Consider the following 18,703-nt stretch of genomic DNA (forward strand, 5'->3'; position numbering starts at 1 on the left):
AAGATAGAGGAAAAGATCTGTGAATGAAGAAATAAAACAGAAGCTTTGTCATGAGCTGGGGACGGAACAGGTGTTGTTTGAGGAACCAATGAAACGTCATACAACATTTCGAATCGGTGGCCCGGCTGAGGTTTTTGTGATGCCCAGGAGTGTGGAAGATGTTGCAAAAACACTTATGATCTGCAAAGAGGAAAATATACCGTATTTCATTCTCGGTAATGGAAGTAATCTTCTTGTGAGTGACAGAGGATACCGTGGTGTGATTCTGCAGATGGATCGTAATATAGGAACGGTGGCGGTAGACGGAACAGAGATTCGTGCATCTGCAGGTGCATTGCTGTCTACGATCGCTGTAGCGGCAAGGCGTGCATCTCTGACCGGATTTGAATTTGCAGGCGGTATTCCGGGAACACTTGGTGGAGCAGTCGTCATGAATGCAGGCGCATATGGTGGCGAAATGAAAGATGTTCTGAAGGAAGTCACTGTGATGGATCAGGATGGGAAAATCCGGGTTATACCTGCAGAAAAGCTGGAAATGGGCTATCGTACCAGTATAGTCAAATCAGCAGGTTATATTGTGTTGGAGGCTGTGATCTCTCTGAAAGAAGGAGACATCGAAGAAATCAAGGCTCTCACGCGTAAACTCAGTGAGCAGCGTTCAGAAAAACAGCCGCTTGAATATCCAAGTGCGGGAAGTACGTTCAAACGTCCGGAAGGATACTTTGCCGGCAAACTTATTATGGACAGCGGGCTGCGGGGCTATCGCGTGGGCGGCGCACAGGTGTCCGAGAAGCATTGTGGATTTGTGATCAATGCGGGAGACGCGACTGCGGAAGATGTCTGCAATCTGATGAAACATGTGCGTGAGACGGTATATGCGAAGTTTGGCGTGACACTGGAACCTGAAGTGAAATTTCTGGGAGAATTTGACGGGAGATAAGATATGCGGCTTGTGATCGTAACCGGATTATCCGGTGCAGGAAAATCGACTGCATTAAAGATGCTGGAGGATGCAAGATATTTTTGCGTAGATAACCTTCCGATCCCGCTGGTCGGGAAGTTTGTTTCTCTGATGGCGGGAGCACAGGAGGAAGAAGTTCAGAATGCGGCAATCGGTATTGATGCACGAAGCGGAAGAGCACTGGAAGAACTGGAAGTAGTCCTTGAGAGACTGAAACAGGAAGGTCATCGCTTTGAGATCCTGTTTCTGGATGCGGAAGACAAAGTACTTGTAAAGCGCTATAAGGAATCGCGAAGAAGCCATCCGCTTGCAATGAATGGCAGGGTGGATGACGGGATTCGTCTGGAACGTCAGAAGATGATGTTTCTGAAAAATCGTGCAGATTATATTATTGATACGACACATCTTCTTACCAGAGAACTGAAGAAAGAGCTGAATAATATTTTTGTAGATAATGGGAAGTTCAGCAATATGGTCATTTCGGTTCTGTCTTTTGGATTCAAATACGGAATTCCGGAAGATGCGGACCTGGTATTTGATGTGCGCTTTTTGCCAAATCCATATTATATAGATGAACTTCGGCCACAGACAGGACTGGACGAGGGAGTTTACAACTATGTGATGGACAATGAGACTGCGAGGCAGTTTGCTGCGAAACTGGGAGATATGGTGAAGTTCCTGATTCCCAATTATGCAAAAGAGGGCAAGACCAGCCTGGTCATTGCGATTGGATGCACAGGCGGCAAACATCGGTCGGTGACACTTGCGAGGGTATTGTATGACTGCCTTACAGAAGAGAGAGAGTATGGAATCCGACTGGAACACAGGGACATTGGAAAGGATGCTTTACTCAAAAAATAGACCGACAGAACAGGAGAAGGTGGAAATGTCTTTTTCAGGGATGGTGAAAGAAGAACTTTCCAGACAGATCAGCATGGCGAGACACTGCCGTATCGCTGAAATCGCCGCGCTTCTGAGTGCATGCGGAAAAGTAAATGCAGAGGGAGCCCTTCGCTTTCAGACAGAAAATGATGCTGTGGTGAGAAAGTACTTTACTTTATTACAAAAAACATTTAATATAGATACAGAAATAGCCATTCGCGAGAGTCGCCAGATGAAGAAGGGAAATGTGTATTCTGTTGAGATCACAGATTCCACACAGGCACTGACGGTTCTTCAGGGAACGAAACTTTCGCTGAATGAGGCTGACGGAGATACCTTATATTTGGATAATGAACTGATCACACAGCAAAATTGCTGTAAGCGGGCATTTATCCGTGGCGCTTTTCTGGCATCCGGATCGATCAGTGATCCCGAAAAGGGATATCATTTTGAAATCGTATGTCAGGACGAAAGAAGAGCGAAATATCTGCAGAGGATCATACGGAGCTTCGATATCGATGCCAAAATCGTACTGCGCAAGAAATCATATGTGGTCTATGTGAAAGAAGGCGCACAGATCGTGGATATGCTGGCAATCATGGAAGCAAATGTGGCACTGATGAATCTGGAGAACATCAGGATTCTCAAAGAAATGCGCAATTCCGTTAACCGGAAAGTAAACTGTGAAACAGCCAATATCAATAAGACGGTAAATGCAGCAGTGAAACAGATTGAAGATATCAGACTGATTGAGGAAAAAACAGGACTCCACAATCTGAGTGAGGGGTTATCTGAGATCGCTGAACTGAGACTGCAGTATCCGGAGGCTACACTAAAAGAATTAGGAATGATGTTAAATCCGCAGGTGGGAAAATCAGGAGTCAATCACCGCTTAAGAAAATTAAGCGAGATGGCCGATGAACTGCGGACAAACGAGGAGGAGCTATTATGATTAAAAAACCTATCACCATTCATTTGTCTACTGGTCTTGAGGCACGCCCTGTCGCACAGCTTGTACAGGTGGCAAGCCAGTTCAACAGTGAAATCTATGTTGAGATCGGAAGAAAGAAAGTCAATGCAAAGAGCATCATGGGAATGATGACCCTGGGACTTGACGCAGGTGAAGAAATCACACTTTCCGCAAACGGAGAAGATGAAGAAGCTGCAATGAAGAGCATCGAAAATTATTTAAGTAATCAGTAATTAAGCAATCAGTATATTTTGAAGCATTGCCAGGGAGAAGACCGATTCCGGGGCAATGCTTTTCACAAAGGTAACCAAAGCGAGGGAGATACCAATGTCAAAATTTTTGAAATTTATTGTACATTTTGTTGTGATATGTACGATCGCATGTATCCTTGGGCTGGCACTGCCGCCGTTTTTTGGAGTCAGAACTGTGATTATGGATACGACGGATAAGGCAACAAATCTGCCATATGGTTCTGTGACTTATGCGATTCCTGTAAAAACAGAAGAAGTTACGGCAGGGACACCGATTCTGGTAGAGGAAGATTCTAAGACTTATAAATACAGCCTTATGAGTGTGAACAGAGAAAATAATACAGGTACTGTGGTTGACACAAGCACATCTGCACAGCAGAATATTACGGTTTCTGTAAAGAACTGGGTACCAAAGGTTGTTATAACGCTTCCACTTGTGGGATATCTGCTGATCGCAACGCAGAGCATTGAGGGGCTGATCATTCTTGGTCTTGTGCTTCTCTTCCTTATTATATTATACGTGATCGCAGAACTCTGGAAAAAAGAGCCGGAGGATGATTATGAATATGAGGATGGCCGTGGCGACCGTCGCAGGGTAAAAACATCCAAGGAACTTAAAGCAGAAGAAAAAGCCCGCGAGAAACGTATGAAACAGGAAGACAAAGAACTTCTTCGCGGAGCAAAAGAAAAAAAGAAGAATAAAAAAGAAGAAAAAAGAAAGAAAATCCGTACTGGTGGATTTGTAGATGAAATCTATGAGGATGATCTTGAGGAAGAAGTGCCGGTAAAGAAACGCCCGGTCAAAAATGTGCAGACAGCAACAAGCGAGGCACATGAGCTGCTCAAAAAAGAAATTGCAGCAGCAACGGCAGATGATGAACCGGAAATGAATCAGGAATATCAGGAACCGGCGGAGAGTACATACGTGTACGAAGAAGAGCCGGAGGAAGATGAGATCGAAGAAGAAAAGGCTCCGGTCGAAATCAAGAAACTTGCGATTCCGAAGAGAACTGCTTCTCAGCTTGCCAATAAAGCGAGAAAGGCCGGAGATGCACCGGATGTTGTGAGAGATTCCATCACAAAGGTTACACTGTTTGATTATTCGGATATCATCGGCGGCGATGAAGAGGCTGAAGAAGAATAACAAAAGATATCCTATTATAATAAGAAGAAAACGGATAAAATAAGATGCAGTGAAGGGAGAAAGACCTTTCACTGCATTTTGCACTATAATAAGAAGAAAAAAGGCAGAATTATTGTGAATAAATAAATGTAAAAAAATGAAAAAAACACTTGCATAATTTAGAATCATCGTATATACTAATATCTGCTGTGACATGATAGCAATGAAGCGCGAGGTTGCCGCCAGGAGATGACGGGTTTTCCGTGGAGCGAATGTCAAGTTAGGAAACTGACGACAAGTCACTGTACAAGTTCAGAAACCATCAACGGGATGGACGTGTGTAAAGAAGTCGAAAGACACACACGGAGATGTGTACAGTCGCCGCTTGTCGTACTGCATAATTGAGTACGAATAGGAGGAGACTTTTTTTATGGCAAATCAGGTAATGAGAATCACTTTAAAGGCTTATGATCATCAGTTAGTAGATGCATCTGCAGCAAAAATCATCGAGACTGTTAAAAAGAACGGAGCAACAGTTAGCGGACCGGTTCCGCTTCCGACAAAGAAGGAAGTTGTTACAATCTTAAGAGCTGTTCACAAATACAAAGATTCCAGAGAACAGTTCGAGCAGAGAACTCATAAGAGACTCATCGATATCATGACACCAACTCAGAAAACAGTTGATGCACTTTCCAGACTGGAAATGCCGGCTGGTGTTAACATCGATATCAAGATGAAAACAAAATAATTTAAACTCGTTTTAAATGCCCTTCGGGCGTTTCAAAAAACTATATGATTGCCTTTATGGTAATCCGCTATAAGGAGGAAGAAAGAAATGAAGAAAGCTATTTTAGCTACTAAAGTCGGAATGACTCAGATCTTCAATGAAGATGGCCAGTTAATTCCGGTAACCGTTTTACAGGCTGGTCCATGCGTTGTAACTCAGGTTAAGACAGAGGAAAACGACGGATACGCTGCAGTTCAGGTGGGCTATGGCGAGATCAGAGAAAAACTGGTTAACAAACCGGAAAAAGGTCACTTTGACAAAGCTGGTGTTGCAGTAAAGAGATTTGTAAAAGAATTCAGATTTGAAAATGCTGCAGAATACACAGTAGGACAGGAAATTAAAGCTGATATCTTTGCAGACGGCGATCACATCGATGCAACTGCTGTTTCCAAAGGTAAAGGTTTCCAGGGTGCTATCAAGAGACATGGACAGTCCAGAGGACCTATGGCTCACGGCTCCAAATATCATCGTCATGCTGGTTCCAATGGTGCTTGCTCCGATCCGAGTAAAGTATTCAAAGGAAAACACATGCCGGGTCACATGGGAAATGTACAGGTTACTGTTCAGAACCTTGAGATCGTTCGCGTTGACACAGAAAACAACTTACTGTTAGTGAAAGGTGCTGTTCCAGGACCTAAGAAATCTCTGGTGACCATCAAAGAGACAGTAAAGTCTTTATAATGAGAAAGGAGGAGCATCAGAATGGCAAACGTAACAGTTTATAATATGGAAGGCAATGAAGTTGGAACAATGGAACTGAACGATGCAGTGTTCGGTGTAGAGATCAACGAACATCTTGTTCATCTTGCTGTTGTTCGTCAGCTTGCAAATAATCGCCAGGGTACTCAGAAAGCAAAAACACGTTCTGAAGTAAGCGGCGGCGGAAGAAAACCGTGGAGACAGAAAGGAACAGGTCATGCAAGACAGGGTTCCATCCGTGCACCACAGTGGACTGGCGGCGGTGTAGTATTCGCTCCGGTACCGAGAGATTATGAAGTAAAAATGAACAAAAAAGAAAGAAGAGCAGCTCTGAAATCCGCTCTGACTTCTAAAGTTCAGGAAAATAAACTGGTTGTTGTAGACAGCCTTGCACTTGCAGAAGCAAAGACAAAAGAAATGCAGAAGGTTCTTACAAACCTCAAAGCAGACAAAGCTCTTGTTGTAACTGCTGGTGATGATCAGAACGTAGTTCTTTCTGCAAGAAACATTGCAGATGTACAGACTGCAACTGTAAGCACTATCAACGTATATGATGTGATGAAACACAATACAGTAGTGGTTACAAAAGACGCAGTTGCATCCATTGAGGAGGTATACGCATAATGGCAGCTATTAAATATTATGATGTAATTCTCAAGCCTGTAATCACAGAGAAATCCATGAATGCCATGGGTGAGAAAAAATATACATTCCTGGTTCATCCGGAAGCAAACAAGTCTCAGATTAAAGAGGCTGTTGAGAAAATGTTCGAAGGAACAAAAGTTAAGAGCGTAAACACCATGAACATGGATGGAAAGAAAAAACGTCGCGGTGTTACAGTTGGTAAAACAGCTAAGACTAAAAAAGCGATCGTAGCTCTTACAGAAGAAAGCAAAGATATCGAAATCTTCGAGGGACTTTGATCGAAAGCAACTTAATGAATGCGAGTGAAAACGAAGCATGAATTAAGTGCGAGATCGTTCCCGAACCTTAACGAGCATATAATGCGAGTTTGGTTGAGGGAACATTCCTCTTCACGCTTTCAGAAGATATATGCTGGAAAGCATGATAACTAATATTCGAAAGGAGAAACATCATGGGAATCAAAACCTATAACCCATATACACCTTCCAGAAGACATATGACTGGATCTGATTTCTCTGAGATCACAACAAATACCCCTGAGAAATCCTTAGTCGTATCTCTGAAGAAAAATGCTGGACGTAACAACCAGGGTAAAATTACTGTTAGACACCGCGGAGGCGGAAGCAGAAGAAAATACAGAATCATCGACTTCAAGAGAAGAAAAGATGGAATCCATGCTACTGTTAAGACAATCGAATACGATCCGAACAGAACAGCAAACATCGCTCTGATCTGCTACGAAGATGGTGAAAAAGCATACATCCTTGCACCGGAAGGACTGAAAGTCGGACAGAAAGTCATGAACGGTCCGGAAGCAGAAATCCGTGTAGGAAACTGCCTGCCACTGGAACTTATCCCGGTTGGTACTATGATCCACAACATCGAGCTGCATCCTGGAAAAGGCGGACAGATGGTTCGTTCCGCTGGTAACGGCGCACAGCTGATGGCTAAAGAAGGAAAATACGCAACATTAAGATTACCGTCAGGTGAAATGAGAATGGTTCCGCTTGTATGCCGCGCTTCTATCGGAGTTGTTGGTAACGGCGATCACAACCTTATCAATGTTGGTAAAGCTGGACGTAAACGTCATATGGGAATCAGACCTACAGTTCGTGGTTCCGTAATGAACCCGAATGACCATCCGCATGGTGGTGGTGAAGGAAAGACCGGAATCGGTCGTCCAGGTCCGTGTACACCATGGGGCAAACCTGCTCTTGGTCTGAAGACCAGAAAGAAAAACAAACAGTCCAACAAGCTCATCGTAAGAAGACGCGATGGAAAAGCTTTATCAAAATAATAAGGAGGGTACAGAATGTCTCGTTCATTGAAAAAAGGACCTTTCGCAGACGCAAGCCTGCTTAAAAAGGTTGACGCTCTGAATGCTGCAAATGATAAATCTGTGATCAAAACATGGTCACGTCGTTCCACTATCTTCCCGTCCTTCGTAGGACATACAATCGCAGTACATGACGGAAGAAAACATGTTCCGGTATATGTAACAGAAGATATGGTAGGACACAAACTTGGTGAGTTCGTAGCTACAAGAACTTACAGAGGACACGGAAAAGACGAAAAGAAATCCGGCGTTCGCTAGTATTAAACTTAAATAAAATAATCTGCCTGTTGTCCCGCAAGGGGGCAGCAAGGCGGTGTTACCAGATATCGATTAATTGGAAAGGAGGCACTTTAAAATGGCAAAGGGACATAGAAGCCAGATTAAGAGAGCCAGAAATGAGAGTAATAGAGAGACAAGACCGTCTGCAAAATTATCTTATGCAAGAATTTCTGTTCAGAAAGCCTGCTATGTATTAGATGCAATCCGTGGTAAAGACGTGCAGACAGCACTTGGTATCCTCACATATAATCCGAGATACGCTTCAAGCGTTCTGAAGAAACTGCTTGAGTCAGCAATCGCAAACGCAGAAAACAATAACGGAATGAGCGCAGATAACCTCTACGTTGCAGCGTGCTATGCAAACAAAGGACCTACAATGAAACGTATTCAGCCAAGAGCACAGGGTAGAGCTTACAGAATCGAAAAGAGAACAAGCCATATCACCATCGTGCTGGATGAAAGATAAGGAGGAAAAGCATGGGACAGAAAGTTAATCCACATGGCCTTAGAGTCGGTGTGATCAAGGATTGGGATTCCAGATGGTATGCAGAAGCAGATTTCGCAGACTACCTGGTTGAAGATTACAATATCAGAACATTTTTAAAGAAAAAACTTTACAGCGCAGGTGTTTCCAAGATTGAAATCGAAAGAGCATCTGACAGAGTTAAGATCATCATCTACACTGCTAAACCGGGTATCGTAATCGGTAAAGGTGGTTCTGAGATCGAAAAAGTAAAAGCTGAATTACAGAAATTCACAGACAAAAAACTGATCGTAGATATCAAAGAAGTAAAGAGACCGGACAAAGATGCTCAGCTCGTAGCTGAAAACATTGCCCTGCAGCTTGAAAACCGTATCTCCTTCAGACGTGCTATGAAATCTACAATGCAGAGAACAATGAAAGCAGGAGCAAAAGGAATCAAAACATCCGTATCCGGACGTCTTGGTGGAGCTGATATGGCTCGTACAGAGTTCTACAGCGAAGGAACAATCCCGCTTCAGACACTGCGTGCAGACATTGATTATGGATTTGCAGAAGCTGACACAACTTACGGAAAAGTTGGTGTAAAAGCTTGGGTATACAACGGTGAAGTACTTCCTACTAAAGGAAATAAGGAAGGGAGCGATAAATAATGTTAATGCCAAAAAGAGTAAAACGTCGTAAACAGTTCCGTGGCTCCATGAGAGGTAAAGCCCTTAGAGGTAATAAGATCAACTATGGTGAATTCGGACTTGTTGCTACCGAACCTTGCTGGATCAGATCTAACCAGATCGAAGCAGCCCGTGTTGCCATGACACGTTACATCAAACGTGGTGGTCAGGTTTGGATTAAGATTTTCCCGGATAAACCAGTAACAGCGAAACCAGCAGAAACACGTATGGGTTCCGGAAAAGGTTCCCTTGAATACTGGGTAGCAGTTGTTAAGCCAGGACGTGTAATGTTCGAAATCGCAGGCGTTTCTGAAGAGATCGCTCGTGAAGCATTACGTCTTGCAATGCACAAGTTACCATGTAAATGTAAAATCGTTTCTCGTGCAGACTTAGAAGGCGGTGATAACAGTGAAAATTAATAAATTCGTAGAAGATTTAAAAGCAAAATCAGCTGCAGAATTAAATGAAGAATTAGTAGCTGCTAAAAAAGAACTTTTCAATCTGAGATTTCAGAATGCAACCAATCAGTTAGACAATACAAGCAGAATCAAAGAGGTTCGCAAAAATATTGCCAGAATCCAGACAGTAATCACTGAGCAGGCAAACGCTGCTAAATAGTGAATAGTAGGAGGAAATAATCGTGGAAAGAAATCTGAGAAAGACCCGTGTGGGTAAGGTTGTCAGCAATAAGATGGACAAGACCATTGTTGTTGCTATCGAAGACCATGTAAAACATCCTCTTTACAAAAAAATCGTAAAGAGAACATATAAACTCAAAGCTCATGATGAGAACAATGAGTGCAATATCGGTGATACCGTTAAAGTTATGGAAACCAGACCGCTGTCCAAAGACAAGAGATGGAGACTGGTTGAGATCGTAGAGAAAGTGAAATAAGGAGGAAACCAGTATGATTCAGCAGGAAACTAGACTGAAAGTTGCCGACAACACTGGTGCAAAAGAAATCCTTTGTATTCGTGTTATGGGTGGCTCTACAAGAAGATATGCTAACATCGGTGATACTATCGTTGCTACTGTTAAAGATGCAACACCAGGCGGTGTTGTTAAAAAAGGCGATGTAGTTAAAGCTGTTGTAGTTCGTACCAAAAAAGGCGCTCGTCGTAAAGACGGATCTTACATCCGTTTCGATGAAAATGCAGCCGTAATCATTAAAGACGATTTAACTCCGAAAGGAACACGTATCTTTGGACCAGTTGCCAGAGAACTTCGTGAAAAGAAATTCATGAAGATCGTTTCCTTAGCTCCGGAAGTATTATAGGAGGGTGCCTAATGTCAGCTATGAAAATTAAAAAAGGCGACACTGTTAAAGTAATCGCTGGAAAAGATAAAGGCAAAGAAGGAAAAGTTCTTGCCGTTAACGTAAAAGACAACACCGTAATCGTTGAGAATGTCAACATGGTTACAAAGCACAACAAACCATCAGCTGCAAACCAGGCTGGCGGAATCACAACAAAAGAAGCTGCTCTTCATGTTTCCAACGTAATGCTCGTTGTTGACGGAAAAGCTACAAGAGTTGGATTCCAGATGGATGGAGACAAAAAAGTACGTGTTGCAAAAGCAACAGGTAAAGTTATCGATTAATTAAGAGAGGAGGCATGACAGGTGAGTAGATTAAAAGAACTTTACACAAATGAGATCATGGATGCCATGACCAAAAAATTCGGATATAAAAACGTTATGGAAGTGCCAAAACTCGATAAGATCGTTATCAACATGGGTGTTGGTGAAGCTAAAGAAAACGCTAAGCTTCTTGATGCAGCAATCGCTGATATGGAACTGATCACAGGCCAGAAAGCAATCGCAACAAAAGCTAAAAAATCTGTAGCTAACTTCAAAATCAGAGAGGGTATGCCAATCGGTTGTAAGGTTACCTTAAGAGGCGAGAAGATGTATGAATTTGCTGATCGTCTTATCAACCTTGCTCTTCCTCGTGTACGTGACTTCCGTGGTGTAAATCCGAACGCTTTCGATGGCAGAGGAAACTACGCACTGGGAATCAAAGAACAGCTGATCTTCCCAGAAGTTGAGTATGATAAGGTAGACAAAGTAAGAGGTATGGATATCATCTTCGTTACAACTGCTAAGACAGACGAAGAGGCTCGTGAACTGTTAACTCAGTTCAATATGCCTTTTGCTAAATAAGGAGGAGAATTCGAATGGCTAAAACAGCAATGAAAATCAAACAGCAGCGCAAACAGAAATTCTCCACAAGAGAATACAGCCGCTGCAGAATCTGTGGACGTCCACACGCATACCTGAGAAAATACGGTATCTGCCGTATCTGCTTCCGTGAACTGGCTTACAAAGGTCAGATCCCGGGTGTTAAAAAAGCTTCCTGGTAGGCCGGAAACACTTAATGAATGCAAGCTGTTAAGCACAGCATGAATTTAGTGTGAGGCCCTTCCCGAACCTTAACGAAACCGAGTGTAAACGAAGGTTGAGTTTAGTTGAGGGAAGTGGTGCAAATTTGTTAAACCTAAAGTAATTATATTAATCATGTAAAGTCTGAGAAGAGAATAATAGGAGGAAACTAACATGACAATGAGTGATCCAATCGCAGATATGCTTACAAGAATCCGTAACGCTAACACTGCAAAACATGATACAGTAGATGTTCCGGCATCCAAAATGAAAATCGCAATCGCAAACATCCTTGTAGATGAAGGATATATTGCAAAATACGATCTGATCGAAGACGGCGTATTCAAAACCATCCATATCACACTGAAATACGGTGAGACAAAGAACGACAAGATCATCACAGGACTTAAGAGAATCTCCAAACCAGGTCTTCGTATCTACGCTGGTAAAGATGAACTCCCGAGAGTACTTGGCGGACTTGGAATCGCAATCCTTTCCACAAACAAAGGTGTAATCACTGACAAAGAAGCTCGTAAACTTCAGGTTGGTGGAGAAGTTCTTGCTTTCGTTTGGTAATAAGGAAAAAAATCTGAATGCAGATTTTTTATAGATGAAGGAAACACCATCGTCACTAAATTCGATAGCCGACGCGTTGCATCGACTCTCTCATTAAGTGTCGAGGTGTGCTTTCTCACTAAACTCGTACAGCGTTTGCGCCTGTACTTGTTAAGTGTTCAATGCAAACTGAAAACAGAGAGAAATGAAAGCTTTTCTCTCCGACAATTTAAGTAAGGAGGACAATATTATGTCACGAATCGGAAGACTTCCGGTAGCTATTCCGGCAGGCGTTGAAGTAAGCGTAGCTGCAGGTAACGTAGTAACCGTTAAAGGTCCTAAAGGAACACTCGAAAGAGCACTTCCAACCGAAATGGAAATCAAAGTAGAAGATGGTCATGTAGTAGTTACAAGACCGAACGATCTTAAGAAAATGAAAGCATTACACGGTCTGACAAGAAGCCTTATCCACAACATGGTTGTTGGTGTAAGCGAAGGCTACACAAAAGAGCTTGAAGTCAACGGTGTAGGTTATAGAGCACAGAAACAGGGCAAGAAACTTGTTCTTTCTCTGGGATATTCTCACCCGGTAGAGATGGAAGATCCAGAAGGTCTGGAATCCAAAGTTGATGGAAACAAGATCATCGTTTCCGGTATCAGCAAAGAAAAAGTTGGCCAGTACGCAGCAGAGATCAGAGATAAGAGAAGACCGGAGCCATATAAGGGCAAAGGTATCAAGTATGCTGATGAAGTTATCAGACGTAAAGTCGGTAAGACTGGTAAGAAATAAATAAGGAGAGTGAGAATATGATTAATAAAGCATCCAGAGCGGAAATTCGCGAGAAAAAACATAGAAGAATCCGTCATCATCTCAATGGAACAGCTACTACTCCTAGACTGGCAGTATATCGTTCCAACAAGCATATGTATGCACAGATCATTGATGACACTGTAGGAAAAACTTTAGTATCTGCTTCTACTCTTCAGAAAGATGTAAAAGCTGAACTGGAAAATACTGATGATGTAAAAGCTGCAGCATACCTTGGAACTGTAATCGGAAAGAAAGCAGTTGAAGCAGGTATCGAGAGCGTTGTCTTCGACAGAGGAGGCTATATCTATCACGGTAAAGTAAAGGCACTGGCAGACGCAGCAAGAGAAGCTGGGCTGAAATTCTAAAAGGGAGGAAAAAGACACATGAAAAATAATCTTATTGATGCTAGTCAGTTAGAATTAGAAGATAAAGTAGTGTCAATCAAACGTGTTACCAAGGTTGTTAAAGGTGGCCGTAACTTCCGTTTCACAGCTTTGGTTGTTGTAGGTGACGGCAACGGACATGTTGGTGCAGGTTTAGGAAAGGCAGCTGAAATTCCGGAAGCTATCCGCAAAGGAAAAGAAGATGCCATGAAAAAACTGGTTACAGTTGCAAGAGATGAGAACAATTCCATCACTCATGACTATGTAGGAAAATTCGGAAGTGCTGAAATGCTTCTGAAACGTGCTCCGGAAGGTACTGGAGTTATCGCTGGTGGTCCAGCGCGTGCAGTCATCGAACTTGCAGGTATCAAAAACATCCGTACAAAATGTATGGGATCCAGAAATAAACAGAACGTAGTTCTGGCTACTATTGAAGGATTAAGCAAACTGAAAACTCCGGAAGAAGTTGCAAAACTTCGCGGAAAATCTGTAGAAGAGATTCTGGCATAAGGAGGACAAAACAATGGCAAACACATTAAAAGTTACACTTGTTAAGTCTCCAATCGGTGCAGTTCCGAAACACAAAAAGACTGTAGCTGCTATGGGACTTACAAAAATGCATAAGACAGTTGAAATGCCTGACAATGCTGCTACAAGAGGAATGATCCAGCAGGTTCAGCATCTTGTAAAAGTAGAAGAAGCATAATAATTTCCAGAGATTGAATAATAAAAGGAGGTGCCAAAGATGGAATTATCAAACTTAAGACCAGCAGAAGGTTCTAAACACAGTGATAACTTCAGAAGAGGCCGTGGACATGGTTCCGGAAACGGCAAAACAGCCGGAAAAGGACACAAAGGACAGTTAGCTCGTTCCGGACACAAAAAACCGGGATTTGAAGGTGGACAGATGCCTTTATACAGACGTCTTCCTAAGAGAGGCTTCAAGAACAGAAATTCTAAAGAGATCATCGCAATCAATGTTGACGTTCTGAATCGTTTTGAAGACGGAGCAGAAGTTACAGTTGAATCTTTACTTGCTACCAGCGCAATCTCCAAAGCTGGAGACGGTGTTAAGATTCTTGGAAACGGTGAACTGACCAAAAAACTTAATGTAAAAGTAAATGCTGTCAGCGAAACCGCTAAAGCAAAAATCGAAGCTGCAGGTGGTACAGTAGAGGTGATCTAATGTTTGAGACTCTTAAAGGTGTTTTTAGAGTGAAAGAGATGCGGCGTAAGCTTCTCTACCTGTTAGCGATGATTTTTGTCATCCGTATAGGTTCACAGCTGCCGATACCTGGTGTGGATGGCAGTGTGTTCAAACAGTGGTTCAAGAGCAATACCGGTGATGCATTCAATTTCTTTGATGCATTCACCGGTGGTTCCTTTGAGAGCATGTCTGTTTTTGCATTGAATATCACACCGTACATTACATCTTCCATTATCATTCAGCTTCTGACGATTGCAATTCCTGCTCTGGAGGAAATGCACAGAGATGGTGAAGAGGGAAGAAAAAAGATGACTGCAATTACCCGTTATGTCACAGTAGGTCTGGCTCTTTTTGAGTCAGTTGCGATGACGATCGGTTTTGCCCGTGGAAATATCGTTAAAGATATGGACCTCTTAAAAGGCATTGTTGTAGTTGTCAGCCTTACAGCCGGTTCTGCAATGTTGATGTGGATCGGTGAGCGTATCACAGAAAAGGGAGTTGGAAATGGTATTTCTATCGTACTTGCAGTAAATATCGTGTCCAGAATTCCAAGTGATATGACAACTCTTTATGAGAACTTTATTAAGGGAAAAACAATCGCAAAGGGAATGCTTGCAGGTGTGATCATCTTCGCGATCATTATGGTTGTGGTTGTATTTGTCCTTATTCTTAATGGAGCAGAAAGAAGGATTCCTGTTCAGTACTCCAGAAAGATGGTTGGAAGAAAAATGATGGGCGGTCAGGCCACAAACATTCCGTTAAAGGTCAACACTGCCGGTGTTATCCCGATCATCTTCGCTTCTTCCATTATGTCTTTCCCGGGTGTTATTGCCCAGTTTGCCGGTAAGGCAAATGGTACAGGCATTGGAAGTGAGATCCTGAGAGGTCTTTCATCAAGTAACTGGTGTAATCCATCCCAGCCGCAGTATAGCTGGGGATTGCTGTTATACGTAGTTCTCTGCGTATTCTTTGCATATTTCTATACTTCCATCACATTTAATCCGCTGGAAGTTGCAGATAATATCAAAAAGCAGGGTGGTTTTATCCCAGGCATCCGTCCAGGAAAACCTACATCAGATTATTTGACTAAAATGCTTAATTATATTATATTTATAGGTGCGGTAGGCCTGATCATTGTGGCAGTAATTCCGTTCTTCTTCAATGGTGTATTCGGAGCACATGTTTCTTTCGGTGGTACATCTATCATCATCGTAGTTGGTGTTGTTCTTGAAACATTGAAGCAGATCGAGTCTCAGTTGCTTGTCCGCAATTACAAAGGCTTTCTGAACAGCTAAAATGAAGGCTGTGGTGTGAAAGCATCACAGTCTTTTGTTTTATAGGGATTCCCTGTAAAGCAGAAACGCTCCGCGAGGATGTTGTTTTAAGCTTCATAAAGAAAAAGGAGGGTATTTATTATGCGTATTATTATGTTGGGTGCACCAGGAGCAGGAAAAGGAACTCAGGCAAAAAAAATTGCCGAGAAATATGGTATTCCGCATATTTCTACAGGAGATATTTTCCGTGCAAACATCAAAAATGGTACTGAATTGGGGAAAAAAGCAAAAACATATATGGACCAGGGGCTTTTGGTACCAGATGAATTAACCTGTGATCTTGTAGTAGACAGAATTCAGCAGGATGATGCAAAGAACGGTTATGTACTGGATGGTTTCCCAAGAACGATCCCGCAGGCAGAATGCCTGACAGCGGCTCTTGAAAAACTGGGAAGCAAGATTGATTATGCGATCGATGTAGACGTACCGGATGAGAATATTGTAAATCGTATGTCCGGCAGAAGAGCCTGCCTGAAATGCGGAGCAACTTATCACATCGTATATGCTGCACCGAAGACAGAGAATGTCTGCGATACCTGTGGGGAGAACCTTGTACTCCGCGATGATGACAAACCGGAAACAGTTTCCAAACGTCTGAAGGTTTATCATGAACAGACACAGCCGCTGATCGACTATTACACCAAACAGGGCGTTTTAAAGACTGTAGACGGAACTGTTGCACTGGATGAGGTATTCCAGGCAATCGTCGAAATCTTGGGAGAATAATAAAGATGTCAGTTTCTATTAAGTCAGAACATGAAATTGAGCTTATGAGACATGCCGGTCATTTACTGGAACAGGTTCACGATGAACTGGCTTCTCACATTAAGCCGGGAATCAGCACAAAAGAACTGGATCGCATTGGTGAGGACATGATCCGTTCCATGGGTTGTATTCCGAACTTTAAGAATTATCAGGGCTTTCCTGCATCATTCTGTATCAGCCTGAATGATGAAGTTGTACATGGGATCCCGTCCAGACATAAGATCATCCAGGAAGGCGATCTTGTCAAGATCGATGCCGGACTGATCTACAAGGGATATCATTCCGATGCTGCGCGTACGTATGCGGTCGGTGAAGTATCTCCAGAAGCAAAACAGCTTATGGAAGTTACCAAACAGAGTTTCTTTGAAGGAATCAAATATGCAAAAGCAGGAAATCATCTGAATGATATTTCCAAGGCAATCGGTGCGTATGCTGCAAAGTTTAACTATGGTATCGTTCGTGACCTGGTAGGTCACGGAATCGGAACACACCTCCATGAGGATCCGCAGATACCGAATTTCCCGCAGAAACGCAGAGGCATTAAACTGATGCCTGGTATGACATTTGCAATCGAACCAATGATTAATCTGGGACGCGCAGACGTTGCGTGGGAAGATGATGAGTGGACGGTTGTAACGATGGACGGCTCTCTTTCTGCACATTATGAAAACACCATTCTGATCACGGATGGAGAACCGGAAATTCTGACTCTTACAAAATGACAGATGACATAGGAGGTTTATAATGTCTAAAGCAGATGTAATCGAAGTGGAAGGTACTGTATTGGAGAAGCTGCCTAATGCGATGTTCAAAGTAGAACTGGAAAACAAGCATGTAGTGCTGGCACATATCAGCGGAAAGCTGCGTATGAACTTTATCCGTATTCTTCCTGGAGACAAAGTTACAATTGAACTTTCTCCATACGATCTTTCCAAAGGACGTATTATTTGGCGAGATAAATAAAAACGTGAGGGGGACTCGCTCACAGTTGCGAAGGCCGCTGTCCCCCTCACACTCCCCCTGTGGGCCACGCTGGTGCTGCGGGGGGAGTTTTTTGTTATTAGAATATGTAAGTTAACCCAATAAGATCCTTGAACGAGAATGATTTACATATTTTGATATGCACAGCTACGAGAAAGAAGAGAACAGAAATCGCAGTGTGTCAGGAACTCCTTCTTTCTTATCTACGTAGCGTAAATATTTTATAGACAAAAAAATTAACAAAAATTTAAAATTAGGGCTTGCATAATTTGCAACAAGGTGTTAATATATCATATGTACGCGCTGAGAGTGCGTGTATGAACTGCAGATTCAAGCCTATATTACGGAAAAGGAGGATTTCCAGTGAAAGTAAGATCATCTGTAAAGCCGATCTGCGAAAAATGCAAGATCATCAAAAGAAAAGGATCTATCAGAGTAATCTGTGAAAATCCAAAACACAAACAGCGTCAGGGTTGATTGACTGATTTGTGAAACGTGCGGCTGCAGTTTGATACACCCGGAAGGGTTGTTCGGACTGTTTTAATATCTTATTAAAGAAGCATGTATTGCCTAATACCGAGAGGCAACAAGATGTCCGAGAGGACACAATTTCGGAAAGGTCGCTTTACGCCAAAGGCGACTGGGTGTTTTACCGAGGCACCCCAATTAGGAAACTAGAAAATCAGAAAGCTTAGGAAAATATACCCCATTTCACCTTGCAAGATCGCAAGTGGTATAGTTCTGAAGACTTTCAAAAAGAAAATGGAGGAAACAGTACATGGCTCGTATAGCTGGTGTAGACTTACCAAGAGACAAACGTATCGAAATCGGCCTTACCTATATCTATGGTATCGGCAGAACAAGCGCTGACAAAATTCTTGCTCAGGCAGGTGTAAATCCTGACATTCGTGTTAGAGACCTGACAGACGATGATGTAAAGAAAATCAGTGCTGTAATTGATGAAACAATGACAGTTGAAGGTGATCTTCGTCGTGAAATCGCTCTGAATATCAAGAGACTGCAGGAAATCGGATGCTACAGAGGTATCCGTCATCGTAAAGGACTTCCGGTTCGTGGCCAGAAGACCAAGACAAACGCTAGAACACGCAAAGGTCCTAAGAGAACCGTTGCAAACAAGAAGAAATAATGAACGCTTAACGAATGCAAATGTAAATGCAGCATGAGTTTAGTGTGAATATTGT

The 18,703-nt window shown here is 42.6% G+C and carries 32 protein-coding genes; all 32 read left to right on the forward strand.

The genetic code is table 11. The features are described from left to right. Positions 1-19: 19 nt before the first annotated feature. On the forward strand, positions 20-940 hold the full coding sequence (gene murB, locus KQI91_RS08270; RefSeq protein WP_216392371.1) for a UDP-N-acetylmuramate dehydrogenase: 921 nt from the start codon (positions 20-22) through the stop codon (positions 938-940). A 3-nt stretch (positions 941-943) separates the two neighbouring features. After that, the gene (rapZ, locus tag KQI91_RS08275; RefSeq protein ID WP_216392372.1) at positions 944-1,822 is read left to right on the forward strand and encodes an RNase adapter RapZ; all 879 of its coding nucleotides are present in this window, start codon (positions 944-946) and stop codon (positions 1,820-1,822) included. 25 nt (positions 1,823-1,847) lie between these two features. After that, positions 1,848-2,795, forward strand: a complete 948-nt coding sequence (gene whiA / locus KQI91_RS08280; RefSeq protein ID WP_216392373.1) for a DNA-binding protein WhiA — start codon at positions 1,848-1,850, stop codon at positions 2,793-2,795. Beyond that, the gene (locus tag KQI91_RS08285) at positions 2,792-3,046 is read left to right on the forward strand and encodes an HPr family phosphocarrier protein (RefSeq protein WP_216392374.1); all 255 of its coding nucleotides are present in this window, start codon (positions 2,792-2,794) and stop codon (positions 3,044-3,046) included. The genes whiA and KQI91_RS08285 overlap by 4 nt, the downstream gene beginning before the upstream one ends. Before the next feature lie 94 nt (positions 3,047-3,140). Beyond that, positions 3,141-4,208, forward strand: coding sequence for a hypothetical protein (locus KQI91_RS08290; RefSeq protein ID WP_216392375.1), 1,068 nt, complete (start codon positions 3,141-3,143; stop codon positions 4,206-4,208). 409 nt (positions 4,209-4,617) lie between these two features. Beyond that, positions 4,618-4,935, forward strand: coding sequence for a 30S ribosomal protein S10 (rpsJ, locus tag KQI91_RS08295; protein WP_005424971.1), 318 nt, complete (start codon positions 4,618-4,620; stop codon positions 4,933-4,935). A gap of 87 nt (positions 4,936-5,022) precedes the next feature. Then, the gene (gene rplC, locus KQI91_RS08300) at positions 5,023-5,655 is read left to right on the forward strand and encodes a 50S ribosomal protein L3 (protein WP_216392376.1); all 633 of its coding nucleotides are present in this window, start codon (positions 5,023-5,025) and stop codon (positions 5,653-5,655) included. Positions 5,656-5,676: 21 nt separating this feature from the next. After that, entirely contained in the window at positions 5,677-6,297 is a 621-nt protein-coding gene (gene rplD, locus KQI91_RS08305) for a 50S ribosomal protein L4 (protein WP_216392377.1), read from the forward strand. Beyond that, positions 6,297-6,596 (forward strand): 50S ribosomal protein L23, encoded by a 300-nt coding sequence (gene rplW / locus KQI91_RS08310; protein ID WP_216392378.1) that lies wholly within the window; start codon positions 6,297-6,299, stop codon positions 6,594-6,596. Before rplD ends, rplW begins: the two co-directional genes overlap by 1 nt. A gap of 173 nt (positions 6,597-6,769) precedes the next feature. Then, positions 6,770-7,615, forward strand: coding sequence for a 50S ribosomal protein L2 (gene rplB, locus KQI91_RS08315; RefSeq protein ID WP_216392379.1), 846 nt, complete (start codon positions 6,770-6,772; stop codon positions 7,613-7,615). Positions 7,616-7,630: 15 nt separating this feature from the next. Beyond that, positions 7,631-7,912 (forward strand): 30S ribosomal protein S19, encoded by a 282-nt coding sequence (gene rpsS, locus KQI91_RS08320; RefSeq protein WP_008707255.1) that lies wholly within the window; start codon positions 7,631-7,633, stop codon positions 7,910-7,912. Between the two features lie 97 nt (positions 7,913-8,009). Next, a complete protein-coding gene (gene rplV, locus KQI91_RS08325) occupies positions 8,010-8,399 on the forward strand; it encodes a 50S ribosomal protein L22 (RefSeq protein WP_005424978.1) in 390 nt (129 codons plus the stop codon). An 11-nt stretch (positions 8,400-8,410) separates the two neighbouring features. Continuing rightward, a complete protein-coding gene (gene rpsC / locus KQI91_RS08330; RefSeq protein ID WP_216392380.1) occupies positions 8,411-9,067 on the forward strand; it encodes a 30S ribosomal protein S3 in 657 nt (218 codons plus the stop codon). Beyond that, positions 9,067-9,504, forward strand: a complete 438-nt coding sequence (gene rplP / locus KQI91_RS08335; RefSeq protein WP_216392381.1) for a 50S ribosomal protein L16 — start codon at positions 9,067-9,069, stop codon at positions 9,502-9,504. Before rpsC ends, rplP begins: the two co-directional genes overlap by 1 nt. Next, positions 9,494-9,703 carry a 50S ribosomal protein L29 gene (gene rpmC, locus KQI91_RS08340; protein WP_022067328.1) on the forward strand — a complete coding sequence of 70 codons (210 nt, stop codon included), beginning with the start codon at positions 9,494-9,496 and terminating at the stop codon, positions 9,701-9,703. The genes rplP and rpmC overlap by 11 nt, the downstream gene beginning before the upstream one ends. A gap of 22 nt (positions 9,704-9,725) precedes the next feature. Then, a complete protein-coding gene (gene rpsQ, locus KQI91_RS08345; protein ID WP_008707264.1) occupies positions 9,726-9,980 on the forward strand; it encodes a 30S ribosomal protein S17 in 255 nt (84 codons plus the stop codon). A gap of 13 nt (positions 9,981-9,993) precedes the next feature. After that, positions 9,994-10,362 (forward strand): 50S ribosomal protein L14, encoded by a 369-nt coding sequence (gene rplN / locus KQI91_RS08350; protein ID WP_005424985.1) that lies wholly within the window; start codon positions 9,994-9,996, stop codon positions 10,360-10,362. Positions 10,363-10,373: 11 nt separating this feature from the next. After that, positions 10,374-10,685 (forward strand): 50S ribosomal protein L24, encoded by a 312-nt coding sequence (gene rplX, locus KQI91_RS08355; protein WP_216392382.1) that lies wholly within the window; start codon positions 10,374-10,376, stop codon positions 10,683-10,685. 21 nt (positions 10,686-10,706) lie between these two features. Beyond that, positions 10,707-11,246 carry a 50S ribosomal protein L5 gene (gene rplE, locus KQI91_RS08360; RefSeq protein ID WP_216392383.1) on the forward strand — a complete coding sequence of 180 codons (540 nt, stop codon included), beginning with the start codon at positions 10,707-10,709 and terminating at the stop codon, positions 11,244-11,246. Positions 11,247-11,260: 14 nt separating this feature from the next. Then, positions 11,261-11,446, forward strand: coding sequence for a type Z 30S ribosomal protein S14 (locus KQI91_RS08365; protein ID WP_005424988.1), 186 nt, complete (start codon positions 11,261-11,263; stop codon positions 11,444-11,446). 193 nt (positions 11,447-11,639) lie between these two features. Continuing rightward, positions 11,640-12,041 carry a 30S ribosomal protein S8 gene (rpsH, locus tag KQI91_RS08370; RefSeq protein ID WP_005424990.1) on the forward strand — a complete coding sequence of 134 codons (402 nt, stop codon included), beginning with the start codon at positions 11,640-11,642 and terminating at the stop codon, positions 12,039-12,041. Between the two features lie 229 nt (positions 12,042-12,270). Further along, a complete protein-coding gene (rplF, locus tag KQI91_RS08375) occupies positions 12,271-12,810 on the forward strand; it encodes a 50S ribosomal protein L6 (RefSeq protein WP_015542257.1) in 540 nt (179 codons plus the stop codon). A gap of 17 nt (positions 12,811-12,827) precedes the next feature. Next, the gene (rplR, locus tag KQI91_RS08380) at positions 12,828-13,196 is read left to right on the forward strand and encodes a 50S ribosomal protein L18 (protein ID WP_005424994.1); all 369 of its coding nucleotides are present in this window, start codon (positions 12,828-12,830) and stop codon (positions 13,194-13,196) included. An 18-nt stretch (positions 13,197-13,214) separates the two neighbouring features. Continuing rightward, complete coding sequence (rpsE, locus tag KQI91_RS08385) at positions 13,215-13,724, forward strand: 30S ribosomal protein S5 (protein ID WP_005424995.1); 510 nt, start codon at positions 13,215-13,217, stop codon at positions 13,722-13,724. A gap of 13 nt (positions 13,725-13,737) precedes the next feature. Continuing rightward, entirely contained in the window at positions 13,738-13,920 is a 183-nt protein-coding gene (gene rpmD / locus KQI91_RS08390) for a 50S ribosomal protein L30 (protein WP_008707273.1), read from the forward strand. Between the two features lie 39 nt (positions 13,921-13,959). Beyond that, a complete protein-coding gene (gene rplO, locus KQI91_RS08395) occupies positions 13,960-14,400 on the forward strand; it encodes a 50S ribosomal protein L15 (protein ID WP_216392384.1) in 441 nt (146 codons plus the stop codon). Next, positions 14,400-15,716 carry a preprotein translocase subunit SecY gene (secY, locus tag KQI91_RS08400; RefSeq protein WP_216392385.1) on the forward strand — a complete coding sequence of 439 codons (1,317 nt, stop codon included), beginning with the start codon at positions 14,400-14,402 and terminating at the stop codon, positions 15,714-15,716. Before rplO ends, secY begins: the two co-directional genes overlap by 1 nt. A gap of 120 nt (positions 15,717-15,836) precedes the next feature. Next, positions 15,837-16,481 carry an adenylate kinase gene (locus tag KQI91_RS08405; protein ID WP_216392386.1) on the forward strand — a complete coding sequence of 215 codons (645 nt, stop codon included), beginning with the start codon at positions 15,837-15,839 and terminating at the stop codon, positions 16,479-16,481. A 5-nt stretch (positions 16,482-16,486) separates the two neighbouring features. Further along, entirely contained in the window at positions 16,487-17,242 is a 756-nt protein-coding gene (map, locus tag KQI91_RS08410) for a type I methionyl aminopeptidase (protein WP_216392387.1), read from the forward strand. A gap of 22 nt (positions 17,243-17,264) precedes the next feature. After that, positions 17,265-17,483: a translation initiation factor IF-1 gene (gene infA, locus KQI91_RS08415; protein ID WP_005428560.1), complete on the forward strand. Its 219-nt coding sequence runs from the start codon at positions 17,265-17,267 to the stop codon at positions 17,481-17,483. 381 nt (positions 17,484-17,864) lie between these two features. Beyond that, positions 17,865-17,978: a 50S ribosomal protein L36 gene (rpmJ, locus tag KQI91_RS08420; RefSeq protein WP_003497809.1), complete on the forward strand. Its 114-nt coding sequence runs from the start codon at positions 17,865-17,867 to the stop codon at positions 17,976-17,978. A gap of 301 nt (positions 17,979-18,279) precedes the next feature. After that, complete coding sequence (rpsM, locus tag KQI91_RS08425) at positions 18,280-18,648, forward strand: 30S ribosomal protein S13 (protein WP_022387993.1); 369 nt, start codon at positions 18,280-18,282, stop codon at positions 18,646-18,648. Positions 18,649-18,703 lie beyond the last annotated feature (55 nt).

Origin of the sequence: Blautia sp. MSJ-19 (genome assembly GCF_018918125.1) — a bacterium.
Classification (GTDB): domain Bacteria; phylum Bacillota; class Clostridia; order Lachnospirales; family Lachnospiraceae; genus Blautia_A.